This is a genomic window from Enterobacter cloacae complex sp. P42RS (assembly GCF_014930595.1).
In the GTDB taxonomy this organism is placed as follows: domain Bacteria; phylum Pseudomonadota; class Gammaproteobacteria; order Enterobacterales; family Enterobacteriaceae; genus Enterobacter; species Enterobacter bugandensis.
The window spans coordinates 1-25498 of record NZ_JADBRK010000031.1 but is presented as its reverse complement, the minus strand read 5'-3'; the positions used below and the strand labels follow the sequence as shown (position 1 = coordinate 25498).

The following is a 25498-nucleotide window of genomic DNA, read 5'->3' as shown; positions in this document are numbered from 1 at the left end:
ACCATGGGTAAAGGATGTTAAAAAGTGTTCACCATGTCCCCGAACACCTGTCTACCATGTCCCCGGACTGTACATCCCAAAGGGGGGAAGGGATAAAGAAAAACAAAAAAGGTGCTCAATGAGCACCTTTTTGCTTTTCTGACTTTTCTGACGCCTGATTATTTGGTCAGCGCAGGCTTGTTGTCGATGTTGGTCAACACACCGGCGCTGCTGAAGGTCAGCGTCAGGGTCTGCTGGGTCACGCTTTCGTGGCCTGGCTGCTGGCGGAATACATAGAACCAGGTGTTAGTGCCGAACGGATCGGTCATCATTGGGGTTCCCAGTGCATAAGCGACCTGCTGTTGTGTCATCCCCACGCGGATTTTGGACACATCGTTAGGGGTAAGGTAGTTCCCCTGGTTGATGTCAGGACGGTAAACCACTTTCTCCAGAGTGGAACAGCCTGCGGTCAACATCAGAAGAACCGCTGCGGCAGCGGTCAGCATTTTACAACGCATAGTGATTTGATTCCTTTTCGGGCCCGAGCAGAACGCGGCTCATATGTAATATGCCGATGATAATAGACCTTGCCCCACTTTGAAACCGGTCTGGCGGCGTTTTTGTTGTTCTGTATGACCCTGAGATCCCGAAAAAGTTTATGCCGCCAGCAGTTCTTTCGCGTTCGCGAGCGTATTACGCGTGACTTCACTGCCGCCGAGCAGTCGTGCCAGCTCCTGCAGACGCGCGCGTTTATCCAGCGGCTTCATGTGCGTTTCGGTCATTTCGCCGTCGGTTTCTTTACTGACAATAAAGTGATGATGACCACAGCCCGCGACCTGCGGCAGGTGGGTGACACACATCACCTGCGTTGACTCACCTAGCTGGCGCAGCAGTTTACCCACCACTGCCGCCGTTGGGCCGCTGATGCCCACATCCACTTCATCGAAAATCAGCGCCGGGGTGTCCATTTTACGTGCGGTAATCACCTGAATCGCCAGTGCAATACGCGACAGTTCACCGCCGGATGCCACTTTGGAGATGGCCTGCAGCGGCTGCCCCGGGTTGGTGGTGACGCGGAACTCGATGCGATCCGCCCCTTCTGCCGTCAGGTGGTTCTCTTCAAAACGGACATCAATAGTGAATACACCGTGCGGCATCGCCAGCGTGTGCATGCTGTCGGTGATGTGCTGGCTTAGCTCCTGAGCGTAATGTTGACGGATCTCATGCAGTTTTTTCGCCGTGGTCAGCGCCTGCTGATGATGAAGGTTCACGGCCAGAGAGAGGGTTTCCTGCGAATCCGCCTGATCGTCAAGCTGCTGCTGTTCTTCGAGCAGAGACTGATAATAGCCTGGTAGTTCTTCCGGCGTGACATGATGCTTGCGCGCCAGTGAGATCTGACGAGAAAGGCGCTGCTCCAGCTCAAACAGGCGGTTCGGGTCGAGGTCCAGCCGTTCACAATAATGACGCAGTTCGTCACTGGCTTCTGAGATTTGAATCGCGGCCTCTTCCAGCATATCCAGTACGCCAGAAAGTTTACTGTCCATGCCGGCCAGTTCGGTGACCAGTTGACGGACATTGTACAGCTGGCTCTGCAGGTTAACGTCTTCGCCATCTGCCAGCATGTTGAGGGCATTCTGGCTGGTTGAGAGCAGGTGGCCGCTGTTGGCGAGGCGCTTGTACTCTTCGTCAATTTGTTCAAACTCACCCGCCTGCGGGTTGAATTCGTTCAGCTCTTTAAGCTGGTACGCCAGCAGCTCCGCACGCGCGGCGCGCTCCTGGCTTTGCTGCTGGTGCTGGGCGAGCTCGCGGCAGCTCTGATGCCACTGGCGGAAGTGCTCCGCCATAAGCTGAGTAAGCGCGTACTCACCCGCATAGCCATCAAGCAGGGCTTTCTGCTGTTCTGGTTTGACGAGTTGCTGATGCGCGTGCTGACCGTGGATCTGGATAAGCAGCTGGCCGAGTTCGCGGAGCTGGGAGAGGGGGACTGCAGTGCCGTTGATAAAGCCACGGGAGCGCCCGTCGCTGCTGATCACGCGGCGAAGTAAACACTCACGTCCATCTTCGAGCTGATTTTGTTCCAGCCAGCGCAGGGCTGCAGGGGTATCTTTCAGGGAGAAACGTGCGCAAAGATCGGCACGGTTTGCGCCCATGCGCACCATGTCGCCCTCTGCACGGCCGCCAAGGCACAAGCCGAGGGCATCAATGGCAATGGATTTACCCGCACCGGTTTCGCCGGTGATCGCCGTCATGCCGCTGTGGAAATCGATCTCAAGCTCACGAACAATGGCAAAGTTGCTGATGGTCAGTTGTGCCAGCATAATTGTTTTCCTGTATGAAAAACCATAACTGTGTTTTCATACAGTATAAACTGGTTTTTTATACAGTAAAGTACTGGATGCAAAATCAGAACAATTTTTTTGACCAGCCAAGCTTCGAGCTTAATGTGTTGAAATAGCTGTAATCTTTCGGGTGAATCAAGTTCAGGTGGTAATCACACCGGCGAATAAGAACATCTTCACCTTCCTGGATTGGCAGCGCGATCTGGCTGTCGCAGCTGATCTCCAGGTCGTTACGGCGGTGCGAGAAGCGCAGACGTATCGTGCTGTCGCCGTTAATTACCAGCGGGCGCGCGGAGAGCGTGTGCGGGAACATCGGCACTAGCGTAATAGCATCCAGAGAGGGCGTCAGGATCGGGCCGCCCGCAGAAAGCGAGTAGGCGGTTGAGCCGGTCGGAGTGGAGATAATCAACCCGTCAGAACGCTGGGAGAAGGCAAAGATTTCGTCGATATAAACTTCGAACTCAATCATGTGTGCCACTTTGCCGGGATGAAGCACCACCTCGTTAATCGCGGTGCTGATGCGCTTCTGACAGTCCTGCTGGCACACCTGCGCTTCCAGTAAAAAGCGTTTTTCGCTGATATAATGACCTTCCAGCACGTCGGCCAGCTGTTGCTGCGCGTTGTCCGGGTCGAGGTCGGTTAAAAAGCCGAGATTGCCGCGGTTGATACCGATGACCTTGATGTCATAACGCGCCAGCGTGCGTGCCGCGCCGAGCATGTTGCCATCGCCGCCCACCACCACGGCGAGATCGGCCTGTTGGCCAATTTCCGCCAGCGTGCCGGTTTTGACGCTTTTCAGCTGCAGTTCCTGCGCAATTTGCTGCTCGACCATCACTTCATAGCCTTTGCTACACAACCAGCGATACAACATTTCATGTGTCGTCAATGCGGTAGGGTGACGCGGATGCCCGACGATCCCAATACACCTGAAATGATTATTCATTTTCTGGAGGTCCTTGTGCCTGATGAATGATGACAATCTCTCTTGTTCCCTTGAATCCAGGAAACTGATCCCCATAATAAGCGAAGTTAGCGAGATGAATGCAGAAAAACGCGGAGAAATTCATGAGTAGTAAAGAACAGAAAACGCCTGAGGGGCAAGCCCCTGAAGAAATTATCACGGAACAGCATGATGAAGTTGAGGCTGTAGAGCCAGACGCATCTGCTGAGCAGGTGGACCCGCGCGATGAAAAAATTGCGAATCTGGAAGCCCAACTGGTAGAAGCACAGAATCGCGAACGCGACACCGTTCTGCGCATCAAGGCGGAAATGGAAAACCTGCGTCGTCGCACCGAGCAGGACGTTGAGAAGGCGCATAAATTTGCGCTGGAGAAATTCGTCAACGAACTGCTGCCGGTGATCGATAGCCTCGACCGCGCGCTGGAAGTGGCTGACAAAGCGAATCCGGATAACGCGGCGATGATCGAAGGTATCGAACTGACGCTGAAATCCATGCTCGACGTGGTGCGTAAGTTTGGCGTGGAAGTGATTGCGGATACCGATGTGCCGCTGGATCCAAACGTTCATCAGGCCATTGCGATGGTGGAATCTGAAGAGATTGAAGCCGGTAAAGTGCTGGGCGTGATGCAGAAAGGTTATACCCTGAACGGCCGTACCATTCGCGCTGCGATGGTGACCGTGGCGAAAGCGAAAGCCTAATTTGCTACCTGTAGTGCCGGGTGGCGGCATTCGCCTTACCCGGCCTACGCTTTACTCGGCAATACTTTCCCGAAGTGGCGTGACGGGTAGCACCTTCACCTGCTTAATCATATTGTCCTGCACGTCCAGGATATCAATATCGTACTGCTCAATGCGCACCCGCGTGCCCGCCGCTGGGATCTCTTCCAGCGCTTCCAGAATCATCCCGTTCATGGTACGAGCTTCATCTTCCGGCAAATGCCAGTTAAAGGCTTTGTTGAGTTCACGGATGTTCGCGCTACCGTCAATCAGCACCGAACCGTCGTTCTGCGGAGTCACTTCCTCCGCGAGGGAAGGGGACATCGATGTGGTAAAGTCTCCGACAATCTCTTCCAGAATATCTTCGACCGTCACCAGGCCCTGAATATCGCCGTACTCGTTGACCACCAGGCCGACTTTTTTCTTGTTGCGCTGGAATTTAACCAGCTGCGTGCTGAGCGGCGTACCTTCCGGCACGTAGTAAATCTCGTCGGCGGCGCGCAGCATCACCTCTTTGGTGAACTCTTTTTTCTCGGTCATCAGACGGTAGGCTTCGCGCACGCGCAGCATGCTGATGGCGTCATCCAGCGAGTCGCGATAGAGCACGATGCGTCCATGCGGAGAGTGCGTCAGCTGGCGGACAATGGCTTTCCAGTCGTCGTTGATGTCGATACCGACGATTTCGTTGCGCGGCACCATGATGTCGTTCACGCTCACTTTTTCCAGATCCAGCACCGACAGGAGCATATCCTGATTGCGCCGGGAGATCTGCGAGCGGGATTCGTTCACGATGGTGCGCAGCTCTTCTTTGCTGAGCGCGCTGCTGATAGTGACGTCGGCTTTGATCCCCACCATCCGCATTAAAACGCGCGTGACCATGTTCAGCAGCCAGACCAGCGGCATCATCAGGATCTGCAGCGGCGCCAGCAGGAAGCTGCTCGGGTAGGCCACCTTTTCCGGGTAAAGCGCGGCGATGGTTTTTGGCAGTACTTCGGCAAACACCAACACCACAAACGTCAGCACGCCGGTGGCAATCGCCACCCCGGCGTTGCCGTACAGGCGCATCCCAACGATGGTGCCGAGGGCTGAGGCCAGAATGTTGACAAGGTTGTTGCCGATAAGCACCAGGCTTATCAGCCGATCCGGCTTGCGGAGCAGTTTTTCAACGCGGCGGGCGGCACGGTTACCCTGTTTAGCACGATGACGCAACCGGTAACGGTTTAAGGTCATCATGCCGGTTTCCGAGCCGGAGAAATAGGCGGAGATGACCACCATGACGATCAGGATAACGATCAACGTGGTGGTAGAGATGTGTTCCAGGGGGAACTCCTTTTATAACTTAGCCAGCAAATTGCTGTATGAAGCGGCTGCCAAAATAGGCAAGGGTGAGAATGCCCGCACCCGCGACGTTGAACCAGACGACGCGACGACCGCGCCAGCCTTCATGATAATGGCCCCACAACAGGACAATATAGACAAACCACGCGATGATGGAGAGCACTGCTTTATCGATATTCTCCACGCTGAACAGGTTCTTCATGTAAAACAGGCCGGTGCAAAGCGTGAGGGTCAGCAGCACCACGCCTATCTGGGTGATGTGGAACATCTTACGCTCAATGACCATCAGCGGCGGCATTTCATGGTTGAACGCCAGCTTTTTGTTTTTCAACTGGTAATCAATCCAGGCGAGCTGCATGGCGTAAAGCGCGGCGATGATCAGCGTCGCATAGGCGAACAGCGACAGGCCGATGTGCACCAGCATCCCCGGCGTCGCCTCCAGATGCGTAATGAATTCATTAGGCATAAAGGTGGCTAAAGCCAGATTGATCAGCGCGAAGGTATAGACAATCGGCAGCAGCAGCCAGCCGCGATTTTTAGACGCGACGATGGTCATTACCGTACAGATCATCAGGCTGACCAGCGAGCCGACGTTGAGGACGCTCAGGTTTTGCACGCTGCCGTCGCCGGGAATGATGCGTGATTCCAGCGCAAACGCGTGGCTTATCAGTGCGATGACCGCCGAAAGAATAGCCATGCGCCGCCAGCCGCTGTTTTTTTGCAGCAGTCCGGGAATAATCAGCGCGAGGCTGACAGAGTAGGCAACAAGGGCGATCAGTGCGAAAACAGGCATATAGGCATCGACAGTCGTCTTAATAAGAAAGAGAAGCAGTATAACGTTACGTGACGCCTGCTCCAACCGTTGCATAACAACAAAGGCGCCTTCATGTTATACTCCGGCAAAATTCTGTGTATGTGTCGCTCAATGCGGCCCAACGTTTCTACTCAGGCGAGAGACAATGTTTGATAATTTAACCGATCGTTTGTCGCGCACGCTGCGCAACATCAGCGGCCGCGGACGCCTTACTGAAGAGAACATCAAGGAAACGCTGCGCGAAGTGCGCATGGCGCTGCTGGAAGCAGACGTGGCGTTGCCGGTTGTTCGTGATTTTATCAACCGCGTAAAAGAGAAGGCGGTTGGTCATGAAGTTAACAAGAGCCTGACCCCGGGTCAGGAGTTCGTCAAAATCGTTCGTAACGAATTGGTTTCGGCGATGGGCGAAGAGAACCAGGTGCTTAACCTGGCGGCTCAGCCGCCGGCCGTGGTGCTGATGGCGGGCCTGCAGGGTGCGGGTAAAACCACCAGCGTCGGTAAGCTGGGTAAATTCCTGCGCGAAAAGCACAAGAAGAAAGTGCTGGTGGTCTCTGCGGACGTCTATCGCCCGGCGGCGATCAAGCAGCTGGAAACGCTGGCCGAGCAGGTCGGCGTGGACTTCTTCCCGTCCGACGTTGCCCAGAAGCCTGTCGACATCGTTAACGCCGCGCTGAAAGAAGCGAAGTTGAAATTCTACGACGTGCTGCTGGTGGATACCGCCGGTCGTCTGCACGTTGACGAAGCGATGATGGACGAAATCAAGCAGGTGCACGCTTCTATCAACCCGGTAGAGACCCTGTTTGTCGTTGACGCCATGACCGGTCAGGATGCGGCGAATACCGCGAAAGCGTTTAACGAAGCGCTGCCGTTAACCGGCGTGGTGCTGACCAAAGTCGACGGCGACGCCCGCGGCGGTGCGGCGCTTTCTATTCGTCATATCACCGGTAAGCCGATCAAGTTCCTCGGCGTGGGCGAGAAAACCGAAGCGCTGGAGCCGTTCCACCCGGACCGTATCGCCTCCCGTATCCTTGGCATGGGCGACGTGCTGTCGCTGATCGAAGATATCGAGAGCAAGGTCGACCGCGCGCAGGCTGAAAAGCTCGCCAGCAAGCTGAAAAAAGGTGACGGTTTCGATCTGACCGACTTCCTTGAGCAGCTGCGTCAGATGAAAAACATGGGCGGCATGGCAAGCCTGATGGGCAAACTGCCGGGCATGGGCCAGATCCCTGACAACGTTAAATCCCAGATGGATGACAAAGTGCTGGTGCGTATGGAGGCGATCATTAACTCCATGACGCTGAAAGAACGAGCCAAGCCAGAAATCATCAAAGGTTCCCGTAAGCGCCGTATCGCTGCCGGTTGCGGCATGCAGGTGCAGGACGTTAACCGCCTTCTGAAACAGTTCGACGACATGCAGCGCATGATGAAGAAAATGAAGAAAGGCGGCATGGCGAAGATGATGCGCGGCATGAAAGGCATGATGCCTCCCGGTTTTCCAGGGCGTTAATCGCTTTTGAGATTGCTTTTTGCCCGAAAATGAGTAAAATTTTCGGGCTTTTAATATGACACCCGGGCTCCGTTCCTCGATGGGGCCCGGTTGTTTTATTCACACAAGAGGATGTTATGGTAACTATTCGTTTAGCACGTCACGGCGCTAAAAAGCGTCCGTTCTACCAGGTTGTTGTGACTGACAGCCGTAATGCACGCAACGGTCGCTTCATCGAGCGCGTTGGTTTCTTCAACCCACTGGCCTCTGGCGCAGAAGAAGAAACCCGTCTGGATCTGGATCGTATCGCTCACTGGGTTGGCCAGGGCGCTACTGTTTCCGATCGCGTTGCTACGCTGATCAAAGCAGCAAACAAAGCAGCTTAATCTGTCACGGTGGTCATGATGAGCAATAAAGCACCTGTTGAACCGATCGTATTGGGAAAAATGGGTTCTTGCTACGGTATCCGTGGTTGGCTCAGAGTGTTTTCCTCCACTGAAGACGCTGATAGCATTTTTGATTACCAGCCCTGGTTCATCCAGAAAGCCGGTAAGTGGGAAGAGGTCGAGCTGGAAAGCTGGCGTCACCACAATCAGGACATCATCATCAAGCTGAAAGGCATTGACGATCGTGATGCCGCGAATGCGCTGACTAATTGTGAAATTGTCGTGGATTCGTCGCAGTTGCCACAGCTGGAAGAGGGCGACTACTACTGGAAAGACCTTATGGGCTGCCAGGTAGTCACCACTGAAGGTTACAGCCTGGGGAAAGTCATCGATATGATGGAAACCGGGTCAAATGACGTTCTCGTCATTAAGGCAAACCTGAAAGATGCATTTGGCATCAAGGAGCGGCTGGTCCCGTTCCTCGATGGACAGGTTATCAAGAAAGTCGATCTCACTACTCAAACCATTGAAGTAGATTGGGATCCTGGTTTTTAAATTCTCCGGATAAACGGTAAAAGACGGCGCTATGTGGATTGGCATAATTAGCCTGTTTCCTGAAATGTTCCGCGCGATTACCGATTACGGGGTAACTGGCCGGGCAGTAAAGAATGGCCTGCTGAGCATCCAGAGCTGGAGTCCTCGTGACTTTACTCATGACCGGCACCGTACCGTGGACGATCGTCCTTACGGCGGCGGACCGGGGATGTTAATGATGGTGCAACCCTTACGGGACGCCATTCACACAGCAAAAGCCGCGGCAGGTGAAGGCGCAAAGGTGATTTATCTGTCACCTCAGGGACGCAAGCTTGATCAAGCGGGCGTGAGCGAACTGGCGACGAATCAAAAGCTGATTCTGGTCTGTGGGCGCTACGAAGGGATAGATGAGCGCGTAATTCAAACCGAGATTGACGAAGAATGGTCTATCGGCGATTACGTTCTCAGCGGTGGTGAGTTACCGGCAATGACGCTGATTGACTCCGTCGCCCGGTTTATTCCGGGGGTTCTGGGCCATGAAGCTTCGGCAACGGAGGATTCCTTTGCCGATGGGTTGCTGGACTGTCCACACTATACTCGTCCTGAAGTGTTAGAAGGGATGGAAGTACCGGCAGTGTTACTGTCTGGAAACCATGCCGAGATACGTCGCTGGCGTTTGAAGCAGTCGCTGGGCCGAACCTGGCTTAGAAGACCTGAACTTCTGGAAAACCTGGCTCTGACTGAAGAGCAAGCAAAGTTGCTGGCCGAGTTCAAAACCGAACACGCGCACCAGCAGCATGAACATGATGGGAATGCGTAATACGCTCCCGAATATCAGTTTACCCAGGATAAGAGATTAAATTATGAGCAACATTATTAAGCAACTTGAACAAGAGCAGATGAAGCAGGACGTACCTTCCTTCCGTCCAGGTGACACCGTGGAAGTGAAAGTATGGGTTGTTGAAGGTTCCAAAAAACGTCTGCAGGCATTCGAGGGCGTGGTTATCGCTATTCGTAACCGCGGTCTGCACTCTGCATTCACTGTTCGTAAAATTTCCAACGGCGAAGGCGTTGAGCGTGTCTTCCAGACTCACTCTCCGGTAGTTGACAGCATTGCTGTTAAACGTCGTGGTGCTGTACGTAAAGCTAAACTGTACTACCTGCGTGAGCGTACTGGTAAGTCTGCTCGTATTAAAGAGCGTCTGAACTAAGATTCGCTTAAGCGACATCCTGTTAGAAAGGGCTGGCCGAAAGGCTGGCCCTTTTTTTATCCCATAGCACCTCTCGCATTAACCCTTTCGTCATAAATCATTTACAATGCTGGCCTCTTGAATGGAGGGGAAGTGGATAACGTACTGCATCAGCCTAACCGGAAACGCGCAGCGGCTTTGACCGCGCTGTTTGCGATCCTGCTGATCGTGGTAGCACCCCTTATCTCCGTCTCGCTGCAGAAAGACCCAATGAGCGCCATGCCGGGCATGCATCATGACATGAGCATGATGTCGATGGACGAGCATCACGGCGATATGCCGCACACGATGCCTGTCGACCATGCGGAGGCGTGCGGCTACTGCGTGCTGTTAGCCCACGTGCCGGGCGTGATGCTCGCGCTGATTGTGCTGCTCAGTATCGTGCTGCAGAGGCTTCGCGTTAAGCCGCCACGTCAGGCGGTCAGCCACTGGCACTTTTTCCCCTGGCTTTACCCTGATACCCGCGCGCCGCCGCGGCAGTCTGCTTTTTCCCTTTAAAAACTCAATCGATAACTTTTTGCCTTAAAAAGGAAAAGTATGACTACCTGCACTCCGCGCGCGGCATGGGGAAACCTGCTGCGTCGCCTCCATTTCTACGTCGGGCTATTTGTCGGCCCGTTTATCTTCTTCGCCGCGCTGACCGGTACGCTGTACGTGGCGACCCCGCAGCTCGAGAATGCGCTCTACCGGCACGCGCTCCATACGGATTCCGTGGGCGAGCCGAAGCCGCTGGCGGAACAAATCGCCACGGCGGAAAAGGCCGTTGGCTCAGATTTGCGTTTGCACGCCGTTCGCCCGGGGCTGGTTGAAGGTGAAACCACCCGCGTGATGTTTGCTGACCCGACGCTGGGGCCCTCGGAAAACCGGGCAATCTTTATCGATCCGGTAAACCTGGCGGTGCTGGGGGATATGACGGTGTACGGCACCAGCGGGATTTTACCGCTGCGTCAGACCATTGATTATCTGCATACCTCTCTGATGCTGGGCGATATTGGGCGGCTCTATAGCGAACTGGCCGCTTCCTGGATGTGGGTGGCCGCACTGGGAGGGATTGCCCTGTGGTTTTATACCCGACCAAAACGCCGGATTAACAATCGCTTCCAGAACCGTCGTCGGGTGCATGTGACGCTCGGCTGGATATTACTGGGGGGCATGCTGCTCTTCTCTGCAACCGGCCTGACCTGGTCCCAGTGGGCGGGGGGGAATGTTGATAAGCTGCGCGCTGAGTTGAACTGGCTAACCCCGCAGGTGAATACGACGCTATCCGGCGTGCCGGAGAGCGTGGATGAGCACGCCGAACACCGTGGTCATCACGGCGGAATGGTGATGCCGGAAATGGCGATGGATCTGACGCGGTTTGACGGTGTGTTAAGCGCGGCGCGTAACGCGGGTATTGATGCCAACAGGCTGGAGATCCGCCCGGCGAAAACAATGGATCGCGCATGGACAGTGACGGAAATCGACCGCAGCTGGCCGACTCAGGTGGACGCCGTTGCGGTTGATCCCGGTACGATGCAGATCCTCGACAGAACCCGATTCGAGGACTTCCCGCTCATGGCAAAACTGACCCGCTGGGGCGTGGATTTCCATATGGGGATCTTATTCGGGCTGGTGAATCAGCTGCTGCTCGTTGCTTTCGGCCTTGCCCTGTGCGTGCTTATCATCTGGGGATACCGGATGTGGTGGATGCGTCGTCCGGCACAGTCGGCAATGAATCCGGTGCAGACGCTTACTCAGAGCTGGCTGGCGCTGTCAGGATGGGGAAGAGGTGTTACCGTGGTCATCAGCGCACTGCTGGGGCTGGCTTTGCCGGTGATGGGCGTGAGTCTGGCGCTGTTTGTTCTGATTGACTGGCTGCGCTGGCGAGCGGCAACAGGCGTGTCGCTCACCGAAACATCCGCTAAATAATCCTATGGCGCGCTGATAACCACTGACACCCGGCGGTTTTCAGCGCGCCCTTGTGCAGTGCTGTTGCTCGCAATCGGATATTTTTGGCCTAATCCCCGGGTGGAGAGATTGCTGCGCGGGATATTCGCGCCTTTCGCCCAGGCGTCGGCCACGGCATTGGCGCGTTTTAACGACAGGGCTTCGTTGTAGCTTGCTTCACCGTAATTATCGGTATGACCGTCCATTCGCGCGTGATTCAGGCCAGTTTTCGCCAGACGAGAGGCCATGGACTGGATCTGTGTTTCACTTTCCGGGCGCAGTCTGGCGTCATTCTTATCAAAGAGGATGGTGTCCGACATACCAAGCGACCAGTCGCCGTTCAGTTCGTTAAAACCGTATGACTTCATCGCCGCGATTTGCTCAGGAGTAAATTTGCCCTGGGGCGGCGACTGACAGCCTGCCAGAACCAGTGAGGCCATAACTAACGGCGCGAAGTAACGTTTTAACATAGTGTATCCTTTCTAACTTATTGTTTTCGTACGCTGGTTTTTAACCTGGTACATGTTGCGGTCAGCCCTCTCCAGTAATGCTTCCACGGAAGCATTTTCCCACGCCAGAGCAAAGCCAATGCTGAGTGACATCGATGCTTTTTGTCCGTTGTGCAGATCAAACGGACGGATAAACTGCTGCGCTAGCGCAGCACAAATGTGTTGAACCTCTGGTTCAGAATGCACCCCGTACAGCACCATGGCAAATTCGTCACCGCCAAGGCGGTAGGACTGGTGGCGTTTATCGCCAAATTCCACCATCCTGCTGGCGACTTCAATCAGCACGCAGTCTCCTGCCGCGTGTCCCCAGGTGTCGTTAATAAACTTAAAATTATCACCGTCGAGGAAGAGCAGGGCCGAGTTTGTTTTTGCCGAGGGGTCATTCATTAATGCCGCAATACTGTTACGAAACGCAGCGCGGTTAGCAAGACCGGTGAGCGGGTCGTGCATAGCGGTACGAAGCAGCTGAGCGTTTTTCGCCTGGAGCTTAAGCTGCCACTCCTCCATCTCGTCCAGCAGGCTGTTGAAGTCCTCGCCAAACTGGTGAAATTCTTCGATACGGCCGTCTTTCACCCGGCGGGAGAAGTTGCGGTTCGTGCGTACGTCATGCACGACGTCGGTGATGTTCTGCAGGGCCGTGACCATTCCACGATGCAAAGACTGGGTAATGATGAGCGCGACGACGGCGGCAAAGAGAATGCAGCCGGTCAGTACGGCAAACGACATCCAGATGAAATGGCTGATAAGGCTGTCACGCGCGGTAAGACGTATTTCACCTATCTTCGTGCCGTTGTGCAGGATGGGCTGCGCAACCGGAACGGGGAAAAGCCAGCGGCTGACCAGCGCCCCCAGCGTGTCGTTATTATCCTCCGGGTTCCAGGACCAGTAGGCAAAGCGCTTTTTATGCCCGTTGATGACTTCTGCTGCGGCAAACTGCCCCTGCTTACCCAGCGCAGCGAGCGTTTCGTTGGCCGCCAGTGAATCGTTGAAAACCAGAGAGGCTTCAAGGCTGTGGCTCATTGTGGCGCCGGTTAATTCGAGATTTTTTTGCGCGTATTGTTTTAATGTTACGACCGAGGCAAAACAGAGCAACAACCATATTAACGTCATTGTGATGATGACGCTTATCATGCTGTTTCGCCTCAGCGTTCTTTTAAACGTCGGACGCTGCGTCGAGATGAAATCTTTATCCATGCTGCTTATTCCGTGCAAGCATCAATACATCCGGGTTAACCCTGACGCCACTGCGTGTCAACGCATCCAGATTGACGGAAAATCGCACCTGGCCACGATCGATTATCAGGCAAAAGGCGCTGCCAATAACACATTCCGGATTTTGCTCTGAGATTAATAGCAATGCTCTGCCCTGATATTGACTTATTAATTCAAGTTGTTTCGCAGGTGGTTCAGTCCCGAAATAAACAGCATCGCATGTCGCGGCCAGGGCTTCCCGATCGTTACGTACAATAACGGGGGTATAAGGTAACTCGTTATGCCCCTGGTCTTCGCTGAGCGCGTGCGTATAGTGAGAAGTGGCATAGATGCAGAGTTTAGGCTGACCGGAAAGCGACGGCCATCGCGTATAGCTCACTATGCCTGATACAATAGAACGTACCGATTTATCTGTCTCCGAGAGCGCGCCTGCCATCGCCGGGCCCACCATAAGGAACAGCATTAGCACCAGAGTGAGTCGGAACAAAGAGTTCAAGTATAAATTTCTCACCAGAATCCGCCGTACCGCTCCGGAAATAGATGTCCTTAAGAGTTGCGGGCAGAATACCATTGTTTATCAGAACCGTCATTATGTCAGAAATAGCCCATGGCTGACCTAAGCTAAATCCTACAGTTGTTTATTTTCCAAAGAATAAAAGCAGACTTAATTAAGCCTGCTGGAACGCATACTTTCATCCATTCCTTTTTGCCATGACGCATGCAGTTTCGCTGCATTTTCAACAGTATCACAACTGGCTGGATAAGATTTGCCCGCTAATCCCCATGCATGAATAAAGCCTTCTTCACACACTTTCTTCTGACCATCAGCATAGCCGCGAAGATATTCATTACGATCGACGTGGGGGTCGTTAAAACTATCGGCCAGGGTCTGGTTATCTTTAACCGGCAGGCCATTTATGGCGTCTTCTTTACCCGCGCTGAACCAGTCCGGGCTCGTCCAGTTGGGCTGGAAAGTGTAAGAATTAATCTGGCAGCCCGATAAAAACAGCGACAGCAGGACGAAAGCAATCGATCGCATAACCCTTCTCCTTTTTCTTCAGCATAGCCTGGCGGGAGAAATTTAGAGTGTAATTTAAACTTTACGATTTTAGCGGCTGATTTTTGCCTTTATTGTGCAAATGTAAACTAATGTGTACGTATTTTGGATTGAAATGTTTACTTTTTATGGTATCGTGGTTTCACCTCACTGAGGAAAACAACTATCGCAAACGAGCTTTACAGGATCGCTATCATGCAAAAAGACGCGCTGAACAACGTACATATCACTGACGAACAGGTTTTGATTACCCCGGATCAACTGAAAGCGGAGTTTCCGCTGAGCGCCGCGCAGGAGGCTCAGATCGAGCACTCTCGCCAGACCATTTCTGACATTATTGCCGGCCGCGATCCGCGCCTGCTGGTGGTTTGTGGTCCTTGCTCTATTCACGATCCTGAAACCGCCATTGAGTATGCGCGTCGGTTTAAAGCATTAGCGGAGGAGGTCAGCGATAGCCTCTACCTGGTGATGCGCGTCTATTTTGAAAAGCCACGCACGACGGTTGGCTGGAAAGGATTGATCAACGATCCGCACATGGATGGCTCGTTTGATGTGGAAGCAGGCCTGAAGATTGCGCGTCACCTGCTGGTGGAACTGGTCAGCATGGGGCTGCCGCTGGCAACCGAAGCGCTGGATCCAAACAGCCCGCAATACCTGGGCGATCTGTTTAGCTGGTCCGCAATTGGTGCGCGTACGACTGAATCGCAAACCCACCGTGAGATGGCGTCTGGCCTGTCGATGCCGGTTGGCTTCAAAAATGGTACCGATGGCAGCCTGGCGACGGCGATCAACGCCATGCGCGCCGCCGCCATGCCGCACCGCTTTGTTGGGATCAACCAGGCGGGCCAGGTGTGCCTGCTGCAAACGCAGGGCAACCCGGACGGTCATGTGATCCTGCGCGGCGGTAAAGCGCCAAACTACAGCCCGGCGGACGTGGCGCAGTGTGAAAAAGAGATGGAACAGGCGGGACTGCGTCCGGCACTGATGGTAGATTGCAGTCATGGTAATTCGAATAAAGATTACCGTCGCCAGCCAGCGGTTGCGGAATCCGTGGTCGCACAGATCAAAGACGGAAACCGTTCGATTATCGGCCTGATGATTGAGAGCAACATTCATGAAGGTAATCAGTCATCAGAACAGCCGCGCAGCGCGATGAAGCACGGCGTCTCCGTGACGGATGCCTGCATCAGCTGGGAAACCACCGATGCGCTGCTGCGTGAGATCCATAAAGATTTAAGCGGCCAGCTGGCGACGCGTCTGGCTTAAGAGGGTAGTTATGGTTGCTGAATTGACCGCACTGCGCGATCAAATTGATGAAGTGGATAAGGCGCTGCTGGACCTGCTGGCGCGCCGCATGGCGCTTGTTGCCGAAGTCGGTGAGGTGAAAAGCAAATACGGCCTGCCGATTTACGTCCCGGAGCGCGAAGCCTCAATGCTGGCCTCCCGTCGTAAAGAGGCGCAGGCGCTGGGCGTTTCGCCGGATTTGATTGAAGATGTTCTGCGTCGCGTGATGCGGGAATCCTATTCCAGCGAAAACGACAAGGGCTTTAAAACCCTCTGTCCGTCCCTGCGTCCGGTGGTGATTGTTGGCGGAGCAGGGCAGATGGGGCGTCTGTTCGAGAAAATGCTGACGCTTTCTGGCTATCAGGTGCGCATTCTGGAAAAAGAGGACTGGGCACAAGCACCAGAACTGATGAAAGATGCCGGAATGGTTATCGTCAGCGTGCCGATCCACGTGACGGAGCAAATCATCGGGAAGCTTCCTCCTTTACCAAAAGACTGCATTCTGGTGGATCTGGCTTCCGTTAAAAACGGTCCTCTGCAGGCGATGCTGGCTGCGCATACGGGCCCGGTGCTGGGGCTGCACCCGATGTTTGGCCCGGACAGCGGCAGCCTGGCAAAGCAGGTGGTGGTTTACTGCGACGGTCGTCAGCCTGAAGCCTATCAATGGTTCCTGGAACAGATTCAGGTCTGGGGCGCGAGGCTGCACCGCATCAGCGCGGTCGAGCACGATCAGAACATGGCGTTCATTCAGGCGCTGCGCCACTTTGCGACCTTTGCCTACGGCCTGCATCTGGCGGAAGAGAACGTGCAGCTTGAACAGTTGCTGGCGCTCTCTTCACCCATCTATCGTCTTGAGCTGGCGATGGTCGGGCGTCTGTTTGCGCAGGATCCCCAGCTTTACGCCGACATCATCATGTCGTCTGAAAATAATCTGGCGCTGATTAAGCGCTACTATCAACGCTTTGGCGAAGCCATTACGCTGCTGGAGCACGGAGACAAGCAGGCGTTTATCGACAGCTTCCGCAAAGTGGAGCACTGGTTCGGCGATTACGCCACGCGTTTCCAGAGTGAAAGCCGCACGCTGTTGCGTCAGGCAAATGACAGTCGCCAGTAATCCAATGATGTATATACTGAAAGCCAGCAATGCTGGCTTTTTTCATTTTGGGGAACTGTCATGGCTGAACCGCAGCTGCTGTTGAACTACACCGGGCATCTGCCCGAATGCCCGACGTGGAGCGCAGAAGAAAATGCGCTTTACTGGGCGGATATTCTGGAAGGGGAGATCCACCGCTACCACCTGCCGACGGCGGAACATACCGTGCTCTCTTTCCACGAGGAGGTGGGCTGTTTCGCGCTGCGCGAGCAGGGTGGTTTTATCGTTGCGATGCGCACGGGCATCTGGCTGACCGATAAACACGGACTGCTGCGCCGCAAGGTGTGTGATAACCCCTCTAACCCGCAGCTGGCGCGTTTTAACGATGGGGGCACCGACCATCAGGGCCGGTTCTATGCGGGCACGTTCTGGGGGCCGGGAGATTACAACGGTGCCCTGCTGATGCGCATCGACAACGACCTGACGCCGAAGGTGATCCAGTGCGATATCCACGGGCACAACGGCCTGGCGTTTAGCCCGGATAAGCAGTGGATGTTTACCTCAGACACGCCAAACGGCGTAATTTACCGCACGCAGCTTAACGAGCAGGGCGAACCCGGCAGGCGTGAGGTGTTTCGTCAGTTTAAAGAGGGCGAGGGGATACCGGACGGTGCGGCGATGGATGTGGAAGGCTGCTACTGGAGCGCGCTGTTTGACGGCTGGCGTATCGCGCGTTTTTCTCCACAAGGGGAGCAACTGGAAGAATACCGCATGCCGGTGCGTTGCCCGACGATGGTCTGCTTTGGCGGCGACGATATGAAAACGCTGTTCATTACCACCACGCGGGAAAATATGGATGCGGAGGAGGTGGCGAAGTATCCGCTTTCCGGAGCCGTCTTCACCCTGCCGGTTAATGTGGCAGGGATGAAGAAAAGCCGTTTTATCGAATGCTAGCTTGGATCGACCGGGACGACGTTTTCGCTCGGATAGCAGCCCAGCACTTTCATTGAACGGGTAATTTCACCCAGTTCGCGCAGGGCTTTCTGCATGGATGCAGATTCCAGGTTGGCCTGGATATCGAGGTAAAACATCTCTTCCCATGGATTACCGTGGATTGGGCGTGATTCCAGCCTGGTCATGATCAAATTGTGGTTGCGCAGCACCAGCAGGGCTTCTACCAGCGCGCCCGCCTGCTGGCCGGTCGCCATCAGCAGCGTGGTTTTCGCCGGCACCTGGTCTGACACGTTGATTGCCTTGCGGGCCAGCACCACGAAGCGGGTGATGTTTTGCGTCTGGTTAGCAAGATTGCGTTCCAGAACCTGTAAGCCATACAGCGCGCCGCCCGCTTCGCTGCCGAGCGCAGCAACGGTTGGGGAGTTGGCTTGCGCTACTTTTTCCATTGCCGCCGAGGTGCTTTCGGTGTACTCAATTTTCCAGTTCGGATAGCGGTTCAGGAACTGGCTACACTGCTGGAAAGGCTGCGGATGGCTGTAGACCGTTTCGATCGTGTTCAGGTCCGTTGAACCGGAGACCAGCACGCAGTGATCGATAGGGATCGTCAGCTCGCCGACCAGCGACAGGCTGGTGTGCTGCAGTAAATCGTAGACGTCGTTGATGGCACCGGAACTGGTGTTTTCAATCGGCACCACGGCGTAATCTGCCTGGCCGGTCTCAACCTGGTTAAAAATATCGGCGAATTTTGCGCAGCCGCTCTCAATAAACTCTTCAAAATGACGTGCGGCATACTGGCGTGCGGCCAGATGAGAGTAGGAGCCTTTAGGCCCGAGGAAGGCAATGCGCGCCGAGTGCGGGTTGGTTTTATTGAGATGCTGCTGGAGTAGCGCTTGCTGGGTCAGAACGGAATCTTCGATGATGAGCTGGAACAGCCGGGTGATGTAATGGGCATCGAGGTGATGCGCTTTACCGAGCTGGATGAGACGCTCCAGCAGATCGCGCTCGCGGTCGATATCACGCACCGGGCGATGAGAGTCCAGCTTAGCTTTGCCCACTTCAACGGCGAGGGCGCGACGTTCGGCCAGCAGCGCCAGTAATTTTTCATCCAGCGCGCTGATTTTTACTCGCAGATCCAGTAACGGGTTTTCCGGTGTCATAGTGTTGCCTGTCTCATTTTATCGTTATCAATAAAAAAGGCCCCCCGGTGTGGGAGGCCCTGTTGTTCGTCTTCGCATTCTTTATCACACGACGAAACGCCTCCCGTTCAGGGGAAGGTAAAAAAGAATGCGAAGAAGAACGGCATAAGTTTCATAAAGTCATCCTGTGATTGATACCGTTAAAGTACCCGTACTGTTTTCACCCTGTCAATAAAAAACGCGCCCGAAGGCGCGTTGGCGGTACACTCAATTTAAAGGATTACTCTTCTTCAACTTCTTCCGCGAAGCTGGCGTCTTTCACCGACGTTGCGGCGCGACGGGCTTCACCTTTGTGTTGCACTTTATTGAGCTGCCGTTCCAGCTTGTTGATCAAATCGTTGATTGCGGTGTACATATCCTCATGTTTTGCGCTGGCGACCAGATGGCCGTTTGGAGTATTGATAGTTGCGTCAGCGATGAAACCCTGGGGCTCCTTGGACAGGATGATATGTGGATTAATCAAATGTGTTTGCCATTTATCCAGTTTGGCGAGACGGTCTGCGACGTGCTGGCGAATTGCCGGAGTAATTTCCATTTGTTTACTGGTAATGTTCATTGTCATAAATTTTACCTCTTGTCTTTCCGTCTTGGTGATTCCAGCATACCCGACCTAATGTCAAAATGTGTGATTTAGATCACGTTATTTTGTCGGTTTTTGTCAGTGAATCTTTTTTGTGAGGCAGGGCAGGAAGAGATGAGATTTACCTTGTGGAAGGTACGAATTGCGGTCATAGTTGACGGGATGTGTTGAGGCTAAAGCGCTTCAGCGGATGTCTGAATTGAATAAAGAAACGGCAGCCTTCGGGCTGCCGTTTTGCATTGAAGCGATATCACGTGTTGCTGCTGTTCGCGGCGATGATTTTCGCCACTTTTTCAGCCTGAGCGGTCATCTGCATCTGACGGTAAGCATTTTCCATCAGCTTCAGGCCGTCACGCGTTGCCTGAGTATCCGGGTAATCACGCAGCATACCTTCTACGCGGTTAACCACAGCAACCCATGCGCCACGGCGGGTATAGTATTCCGCAACGGAGTATTCATATTTCGCCAGACGATCTTTCAGGAACACCAGACGTTTGGTCGCGTCGGTGACGTACTGACTGTTCGGATAGCCGCGCACCAGCTTGGAGAAGTCATTGAAGGCGTCGCGCGCATGCTGCGGGTCACGGTCGGAGCGATCTACGCCGAAGAAGCCCTGCAGGGCGCTGTCGTCCAGCGCCATGTTGGTCAGGCCGCGCATGTACATGACGTAGTCGATGTTAGGATGAGTCGGGTTCAGACGCATGAAACGATCGATAGTTGCCTGAGCCAGCGGCAGATCGGCATTTTTGTAGTAGGCGTAGATAAGATCTAACTGTACCTGCTGCGAATACGGACCAAATGGATAGCGATTATCCAACGCTTCCAGTTGCGTTATCGCCTGTTTCCAGTTACCGTCCTGCAACTTTTGTTGTGCAGTCGCATAGATTTCATTCGGCGGATTGTCAGGGACCTGTTCATTCGAACCGGAGCAGCCCACCAAAGCCAGGCTCAACGTGGCCGCTGCCACCAGATATTTCATGCGCGTCATGACGTTTTGACTTTCCTCAAATGTTTGTCCGGGAGAAACTCTGTTCCTGCTCCCGATTAAGACCAGCTACAATAGCACACTATATTAAACGGCAAAGCCGTAAAACCCAACGTTAAACAAAGAAGCAGTTTATGGCACAACGAGTAGAACTCACCGCAACAGTCTCCGAAAATCAGCTCGGTCAACGCTTAGATCAGGCTTTGGCCGAATTGTTCCCTGATTATTCGCGTTCACGCATAAAAGAATGGATCCTTGACCAGCGCGTGCTGGTAAACGGTAAGATCTGGGATAAACCAAAAGAGAAAGTGTTTGGTGGGGAAGCTGTTGCCATCAATGCTGAAATCGAAGAGGAAATCCGCTTCGAGCCGCAGGATATCCCATTGGACATCGTCTATGAGGATGATGACATTCTGGTGATCAACAAGCCGCGCGACCTGGTTGTTCATCCGGGCGCAGGGAATCCAGACGGCACGGTACTTAACGCACTTCTTCATTATTATCCGCCGATTGCGGATGTCCCGCGTGCCGGTATCGTTCACCGTCTGGATAAAGACACCACCGGTCTGATGGTGGTGGCGAAGACCGTTCCCGCTCAGACCCGTCTGGTGGAATCGCTGCAGCTGCGTGAGATTACTCGCGAATATGAAGCGGTGGCGATTGGACACATGACCGCTGGCGGCACGGTAGAAGAGCCGATCAGCCGTCACCCGACGAAACGTACCCATATGTCGGTGCATCCGATGGGTAAACCGGCTGTGACGCACTATCGCATTATGGAGCACTTCCGTATTCATACCCGCCTGCGCCTGCGCCTGGAAACCGGTCGTACTCACCAGATCCGCGTACACATGGCGCACATTACCCATCCGCTGGTGGGGGATCAGGTGTACGGCGGTCGTCCGCGTCCGCCAAAAGGCGCGTCGGATGAGTTCATCAGCGTACTGCGTAAATTCGATCGTCAGGCGCTGCACGCGACCATGCTGCGTCTTTATCACCCGATCAGTGGTATCCAGATGGAATGGCATGCGCCTATCCCGCAGGATATGGTGGAACTCATTGATGCCATGCGTGCTGATTTCGAAGAACATAAGGATCAAGTGGACTGGTTATGACCAAACTGATTGTCCCGGAGTGGCCGCTGCCTGCAGGCGTGGCCGCCTGTAGTTCGACCCGTATTGGCGGCGTGAGCCAGGGCGCGTGGGAGTCTTTAAACCTCGGCGCACACTGCGGCGACAGCCTGGAACACGTTGAAGAGAACCGCACGCGTCTGTTTGCTGCGGGAAATCTGCCGTCGAAGCCGGTTTGGCTGGAGCAGGTACACGGCAAAGCGGTACTGAAGCTGACGGGAGAACCTTACGCTTCCAAACGCGCCGATGCTTCTTACAGTAATACGCCGGGCACGGTTTGTGCCGTAATGACCGCCGATTGTCTGCCGGTTCTGTTTTGTAACCGTGCCGGTACGGAGGTGGCAGCAGCGCACGCGGGCTGGCGTGGCTTATGCGAGGGCGTGCTGGAAGAGACCGTCGCCTGCTTCAATGATGATCCCGCCAATATCATGGCCTGGCTAGGTCCGGCGATTGGCCCTCGTGCTTTTGAAGTGGGGCCGGAGGTTCGCGAAGCATTCATGGAAAAAGATCCGCAAGCCATTGAGGCCTTCCTGCCTGCCGGGGAAAAATATCTGGCGGATATTTACCAGCTTGCCCGCCAGCGTCTGAATAATATTGGCGTAACGCAGATCTTCGGCGGCGATCGCTGTACGTTCACCGAAAAGGGTGATTTTTTCTCCTATCGCCGCGACAAGACGACGGGTCGTATGGCAAGTTTCATTTGGCTGATATAACCTAAAGAATCAAGACGATCCGGCACGTGTCGTTTTCTTTTCACATAATTCAGGTCATTAACCTTGAATAATTGAGGGATGACCTCATTTAATCTCCAGTAGCAAATTTGACCTGTTATGGGAGGAGTTATGCGTCTGGATCGTCTTACTAATAAATTCCAGCTTGCTCTCGCCGATGCCCAGTCCCTTGCACTGGGGCACGACAACCAATTTATCGAACCTCTTCATTTAATGAGCGCCTTGCTGAATCAGGAAGGGGGATCGGTACGTCCTTTATTAACGTCTGCTGGCATTAATGCTGGCCAGTTACGCACCGCTATCGATCAGGCGCTGAGCCGTTTACCGCAGGTAGAAGGTACCGGCGGCGATGTGCAGCCGTCTCAGGATCTGGTGCGCGTGCTGAACCTTTGCGACAAGCTGGCGCAAAAACGTGGGGACAACTTTATTTCGTCGGAGCTCTTTGTTCTGGCGGCGCTTGAATCACGCGGTACCTTGACCGACCTGCTGAAATCTGCCGGTGCGACCACCGCCAATGTGACTCAGGCGATTGAGAAAATGCGCGGAGGTGAAAGCGTGAACGATCAGGGAGCCGAAGACCAACGTCAGGCTTTGAAGAAATTTACGGTCGATCTGACCGAACGTGCCGAGCAGGGCAAACTTGACCCGGTTATCGGCCGTGACGAAGAGATCCGCCGTACGATTCAGGTACTGCAGCGTCGTACCAAAAACAACCCGGTACTGATTGGTGAGCCGGGGGTCGGTAAAACCGCCATCGTTGAAGGGCTTGCGCAGCGTATCGTAAACGGTGAAGTGCCGGAAGGGTTGAAAGGCCGCCGCGTACTGGCGCTGGATATGGGCGCGCTGGTGGCCGGTGCGAAATACCGCGGTGAGTTTGAAGAGCGTTTGAAAGGCGTGCTGAACGACCTGGCGAAACAGGAAGGCAACGTCATTCTGTTTATCGACGAATTGCACACCATGGTCGGAGCCGGTAAAGCTGACGGCGCAATGGATGCCGGGAACATGCTGAAACCTGCGCTGGCGCGCGGTGAACTTCACTGCGTCGGTGCCACCACGCTGGATGAGTACCGTCAGTACATTGAGAAAGATGCTGCGCTGGAACGTCGTTTCCAGAAAGTGTTTGTTGCCGAGCCAAGTGTTGAAGATACCATCGCGATCCTGCGTGGTCTGAAAGAGCGTTATGAACTGCACCACCATGTGCAGATCACTGACCCGGCCATCGTTGCGGCGGCGACGCTTTCGCATCGTTATATCGCCGATCGTCAGTTGCCTGATAAAGCAATCGACCTGATCGATGAAGCAGCGTCGAGCATTCGTATGCAGATTGACTCGAAGCCGGAAGAACTGGACCGACTCGACCGCCGCATCATTCAGCTCAAGCTGGAACAGCAGGCGCTGAAAAAAGAGTCTGATGAAGCCAGTAAGAAACGCCTGGATATGCTCAATGAAGAGCTGGACGATAAAGAGCGCCAGTATTCTGAGCTGGAAGAAGAGTGGAAAGCCGAAAAAGCCTCCCTCTCTGGCACGCAGACCATTAAAGCTGAACTCGAACAGGCCAAAATTGCCATTGAGCAGGCTCGCCGTGTGGGTGACCTGGCACGTATGTCTGAACTGCAGTACGGCAAAATCCCTGAGCTGGAGAAACAGCTTGAGATCGCCACGCAGTCTGAAGGAAAAACCATGCGTCTGTTACGTAATAAAGTGACGGATGCCGAAATTGCCGAAGTGCTCGCTCGCTGGACCGGTATTCCGGTGGCGCGCATGATGGAAAGCGAACGCGATAAGCTGCTGCGTATGGAGCAGGATCTGCATCAGCGGGTGATTGGTCAGGACGAGGCGGTTGAAGCGGTCTCCAACGCTATTCGCCGTAGCCGTGCTGGGCTTTCCGATCCAAATCGCCCGATCGGTTCGTTCCTGTTCCTGGGGCCGACCGGTGTCGGTAAAACCGAACTGTGTAAAGCGCTGGCAAACTTTATGTTCGACAGCGACGATGCGATGGTGCGTATCGACATGTCCGAGTTCATGGAGAAACACTCCGTCTCGCGTCTGGTCGGTGCGCCTCCGGGATATGTGGGTTATGAAGAGGGCGGCTACCTGACCGAAGCGGTGCGCCGGCGTCCTTATTCCGTCATCCTGCTGGATGAGGTGGAAAAAGCGCATCCGGATGTGTTCAACATCCTGCTTCAGGTGCTGGATGATGGTCGTCTGACAGACGGGCAGGGGAGAACGGTCGATTTCCGTAATACGGTCGTCATCATGACCTCGAACCTGGGTTCCGATTTGATTCAGGAACGTTTCGGTGAGCTGGACTACAGCCATATGAAGGATCTGGTGCTCGGTGTGGTGAGCCATAACTTCCGTCCGGAGTTCATTAACCGTATTGACGAAGTGGTTGTATTCCATCCTCTGGGTGAGAAACACATTGCGTCGATTGCGCAGATCCAGCTGCAGCGTCTGTACAAACGTCTGGAAGAGCGTGGATATGAAATTCACATCTCCGACGATGCGCTGAAGCTGCTGAGCGAGAATGGTTACGATCCGGTTTATGGTGCGCGTCCACTGAAACGTGCTATTCAGCAGCAGATCGAAAACCCGCTGGCGCAGCAGATCCTCTCCGGAGAACTGATTCCGGGCAAAGTTATCCGTCTGGAAGCCAACGACGATCGTATTGTGGCAGTGCAGTAAGTCACAAAACGCAAAAACGAGCCGCTTGCGGCTCGTTTTTGTTTAAAAACCAGGCGAAAATTGAGGTCTGGGATGCGTTTTGCCTGGAAAGTGAGCAGTTAGTAAATAATTTTCACTTTATCCTTGCAGCTTCGGAATTACTCCCTATAATGCGCCTCCACTGACACGGAATAACGGCACACACGCCGCCGGGTCAGCAAAGAAAAGCGAAATAAACGCTTGACTCTGAAGCGGGAAAGCGTAATATGCACACCCCGCGCCGCAGCGAAAGCGAAGCGGCACTGCTCTTTAACAATTTATCAGACAATCTGTGTGGGCACTCAAAGTGACATGGATTCTTAACGTCCTCGGAC

The 25498-nt window shown here is 54.2% G+C and carries 27 protein-coding genes and 1 other annotated feature; of the genes, 14 read left to right on the top strand and 13 right to left on the bottom strand.

Features of this window, described 5'->3' with window-relative positions:
• Positions 1-158 precede the first annotated feature (158 nt).
• The 3 genes from bamE to nadK all read right to left on the bottom strand — a co-directional run bounded on the left by bamE (position 159) and on the right by nadK (position 3261).
• Positions 159-497, bottom strand: a complete 339-nt coding sequence (bamE, locus tag IM314_RS21700) for an outer membrane protein assembly factor BamE (protein WP_028014132.1) — start codon at positions 495-497, stop codon at positions 159-161.
• A gap of 138 nt (positions 498-635) precedes the next feature.
• Positions 636-2297 carry a DNA repair protein RecN gene (recN, locus tag IM314_RS21695; protein WP_193359355.1) on the bottom strand — a complete coding sequence of 554 codons (1662 nt, stop codon included), beginning with the start codon at positions 2295-2297 and terminating at the stop codon, positions 636-638.
• A gap of 85 nt (positions 2298-2382) precedes the next feature.
• Positions 2383-3261 carry an NAD(+) kinase gene (gene nadK, locus IM314_RS21690; protein ID WP_008502500.1) on the bottom strand — a complete coding sequence of 293 codons (879 nt, stop codon included), beginning with the start codon at positions 3259-3261 and terminating at the stop codon, positions 2383-2385.
• Between the two features lie 122 nt (positions 3262-3383).
• On the opposite strand from nadK, the gene grpE reads away from it, so the two are divergent.
• Complete coding sequence (grpE, locus tag IM314_RS21685; protein ID WP_032644906.1) at positions 3384-3977, top strand: nucleotide exchange factor GrpE; 594 nt, start codon at positions 3384-3386, stop codon at positions 3975-3977.
• Between the two features lie 51 nt (positions 3978-4028).
• On the opposite strand, the gene IM314_RS21680 is transcribed toward grpE, so the two are convergent.
• Both IM314_RS21680 and IM314_RS21675 read right to left on the bottom strand, forming a co-directional pair.
• A complete protein-coding gene (locus IM314_RS21680; RefSeq protein WP_032644905.1) occupies positions 4029-5315 on the bottom strand; it encodes an HlyC/CorC family transporter in 1287 nt (428 codons plus the stop codon).
• Between the two features lie 19 nt (positions 5316-5334).
• Positions 5335-6126: an inner membrane protein YpjD gene (locus IM314_RS21675; RefSeq protein ID WP_032645009.1), complete on the bottom strand. Its 792-nt coding sequence runs from the start codon at positions 6124-6126 to the stop codon at positions 5335-5337.
• A 166-nt stretch (positions 6127-6292) separates the two neighbouring features.
• Between IM314_RS21675 and ffh the strand changes: the two genes are divergently transcribed.
• From ffh to IM314_RS21640, 7 genes are all read left to right on the top strand, one after another.
• Positions 6293-7654: a signal recognition particle protein gene (ffh, locus tag IM314_RS21670; protein WP_003863132.1), complete on the top strand. Its 1362-nt coding sequence runs from the start codon at positions 6293-6295 to the stop codon at positions 7652-7654.
• Between the two features lie 116 nt (positions 7655-7770).
• Complete coding sequence (gene rpsP, locus IM314_RS21665) at positions 7771-8019, top strand: 30S ribosomal protein S16 (RefSeq protein WP_022649067.1); 249 nt, start codon at positions 7771-7773, stop codon at positions 8017-8019.
• A 15-nt stretch (positions 8020-8034) separates the two neighbouring features.
• The gene (gene rimM, locus IM314_RS21660; RefSeq protein ID WP_003863136.1) at positions 8035-8574 is read left to right on the top strand and encodes a ribosome maturation factor RimM; all 540 of its coding nucleotides are present in this window, start codon (positions 8035-8037) and stop codon (positions 8572-8574) included.
• Positions 8575-8605: 31 nt separating this feature from the next.
• Positions 8606-9373 (top strand): tRNA (guanosine(37)-N1)-methyltransferase TrmD, encoded by a 768-nt coding sequence (trmD, locus tag IM314_RS21655; protein ID WP_014832949.1) that lies wholly within the window; start codon positions 8606-8608, stop codon positions 9371-9373.
• Between the two features lie 43 nt (positions 9374-9416).
• Positions 9417-9764 (top strand): 50S ribosomal protein L19, encoded by a 348-nt coding sequence (gene rplS, locus IM314_RS21650; RefSeq protein WP_002914145.1) that lies wholly within the window; start codon positions 9417-9419, stop codon positions 9762-9764.
• Between the two features lie 132 nt (positions 9765-9896).
• Positions 9897-10301, top strand: coding sequence for a DUF2946 domain-containing protein (locus tag IM314_RS21645; protein WP_045260864.1), 405 nt, complete (start codon positions 9897-9899; stop codon positions 10299-10301).
• A gap of 39 nt (positions 10302-10340) precedes the next feature.
• On the top strand, positions 10341-11711 hold the full coding sequence (locus tag IM314_RS21640) for a PepSY domain-containing protein (protein WP_193359354.1): 1371 nt from the start codon (positions 10341-10343) through the stop codon (positions 11709-11711).
• Between the two features lie 2 nt (positions 11712-11713).
• Here IM314_RS21640 and IM314_RS21635 read toward each other — a convergent pair whose 3' ends face one another.
• From IM314_RS21635 to IM314_RS21620, 4 genes are all read right to left on the bottom strand, one after another.
• The gene (locus IM314_RS21635; RefSeq protein WP_045260862.1) at positions 11714-12199 is read right to left on the bottom strand and encodes an OmpA family protein; all 486 of its coding nucleotides are present in this window, start codon (positions 12197-12199) and stop codon (positions 11714-11716) included.
• 12 nt (positions 12200-12211) lie between these two features.
• Positions 12212-13432, bottom strand: a complete 1221-nt coding sequence (gene dgcN / locus IM314_RS21630; protein ID WP_193359353.1) for a diguanylate cyclase DgcN — start codon at positions 13430-13432, stop codon at positions 12212-12214.
• Entirely contained in the window at positions 13425-13886 is a 462-nt protein-coding gene (locus IM314_RS21625; protein WP_370529584.1) for a YfiR family protein, read from the bottom strand. Before IM314_RS21625 ends, dgcN begins: the two co-directional genes overlap by 8 nt.
• A 228-nt stretch (positions 13887-14114) precedes the next feature.
• Positions 14115-14489, bottom strand: coding sequence for a DUF2799 domain-containing protein (locus tag IM314_RS21620; protein ID WP_193359352.1), 375 nt, complete (start codon positions 14487-14489; stop codon positions 14115-14117).
• A 213-nt stretch (positions 14490-14702) separates the two neighbouring features.
• On the opposite strand from IM314_RS21620, the gene aroF reads away from it, so the two are divergent.
• Genes aroF through IM314_RS21605 form a run of 3 tightly spaced genes read left to right on the top strand, consistent with a single transcriptional unit; the run spans position 14703 to position 17838 of the window.
• A complete protein-coding gene (aroF, locus tag IM314_RS21615) occupies positions 14703-15773 on the top strand; it encodes a 3-deoxy-7-phosphoheptulonate synthase AroF (RefSeq protein ID WP_193359351.1) in 1071 nt (356 codons plus the stop codon).
• A 10-nt stretch (positions 15774-15783) separates the two neighbouring features.
• Positions 15784-16905, top strand: a complete 1122-nt coding sequence (tyrA, locus tag IM314_RS21610) for a bifunctional chorismate mutase/prephenate dehydrogenase (protein ID WP_028014119.1) — start codon at positions 15784-15786, stop codon at positions 16903-16905.
• 60 nt (positions 16906-16965) lie between these two features.
• Positions 16966-17838 carry an SMP-30/gluconolactonase/LRE family protein gene (locus IM314_RS21605; protein ID WP_193359350.1) on the top strand — a complete coding sequence of 291 codons (873 nt, stop codon included), beginning with the start codon at positions 16966-16968 and terminating at the stop codon, positions 17836-17838.
• Here IM314_RS21605 and pheA read toward each other — a convergent pair.
• From pheA to bamD, 4 genes are all read right to left on the bottom strand, one after another.
• On the bottom strand, positions 17835-18995 hold the full coding sequence (gene pheA, locus IM314_RS21600; protein WP_028014117.1) for a bifunctional chorismate mutase/prephenate dehydratase: 1161 nt from the start codon (positions 18993-18995) through the stop codon (positions 17835-17837). The two genes, IM314_RS21605 and pheA, sit on opposite strands and share 4 nt — an antisense overlap.
• A gap of 30 nt (positions 18996-19025) precedes the next feature.
• Positions 19026-19151, bottom strand: a sequence feature (Phe leader region).
• Positions 19103-19150: a pheA operon leader peptide PheL gene (pheL, locus tag IM314_RS21595; protein ID WP_193359356.1), complete on the bottom strand. Its 48-nt coding sequence runs from the start codon at positions 19148-19150 to the stop codon at positions 19103-19105. It overlaps the preceding feature by 48 nt.
• Before the next feature lie 103 nt (positions 19152-19254).
• Complete coding sequence (gene raiA / locus IM314_RS21590; RefSeq protein WP_003863162.1) at positions 19255-19596, bottom strand: ribosome-associated translation inhibitor RaiA; 342 nt, start codon at positions 19594-19596, stop codon at positions 19255-19257.
• A gap of 268 nt (positions 19597-19864) precedes the next feature.
• Positions 19865-20602: an outer membrane protein assembly factor BamD gene (gene bamD, locus IM314_RS21585; protein WP_023308867.1), complete on the bottom strand. Its 738-nt coding sequence runs from the start codon at positions 20600-20602 to the stop codon at positions 19865-19867.
• A 131-nt stretch (positions 20603-20733) separates the two neighbouring features.
• Between bamD and rluD the strand changes: the two genes are divergently transcribed.
• The 3 genes from rluD to clpB all read left to right on the top strand — a co-directional run bounded on the left by rluD (position 20734) and on the right by clpB (position 25145).
• Positions 20734-21714: a 23S rRNA pseudouridine(1911/1915/1917) synthase RluD gene (gene rluD / locus IM314_RS21580; RefSeq protein ID WP_028014116.1), complete on the top strand. Its 981-nt coding sequence runs from the start codon at positions 20734-20736 to the stop codon at positions 21712-21714.
• Positions 21711-22442, top strand: a complete 732-nt coding sequence (gene yfiH, locus IM314_RS21575; RefSeq protein ID WP_041908642.1) for a purine nucleoside phosphorylase YfiH — start codon at positions 21711-21713, stop codon at positions 22440-22442. The genes rluD and yfiH overlap by 4 nt, the downstream gene beginning before the upstream one ends.
• A 129-nt stretch (positions 22443-22571) precedes the next feature.
• Positions 22572-25145 carry an ATP-dependent chaperone ClpB gene (gene clpB / locus IM314_RS21570; RefSeq protein WP_041908644.1) on the top strand — a complete coding sequence of 858 codons (2574 nt, stop codon included), beginning with the start codon at positions 22572-22574 and terminating at the stop codon, positions 25143-25145.
• The last annotated feature ends 353 nt before the right edge of the window (positions 25146-25498 follow it).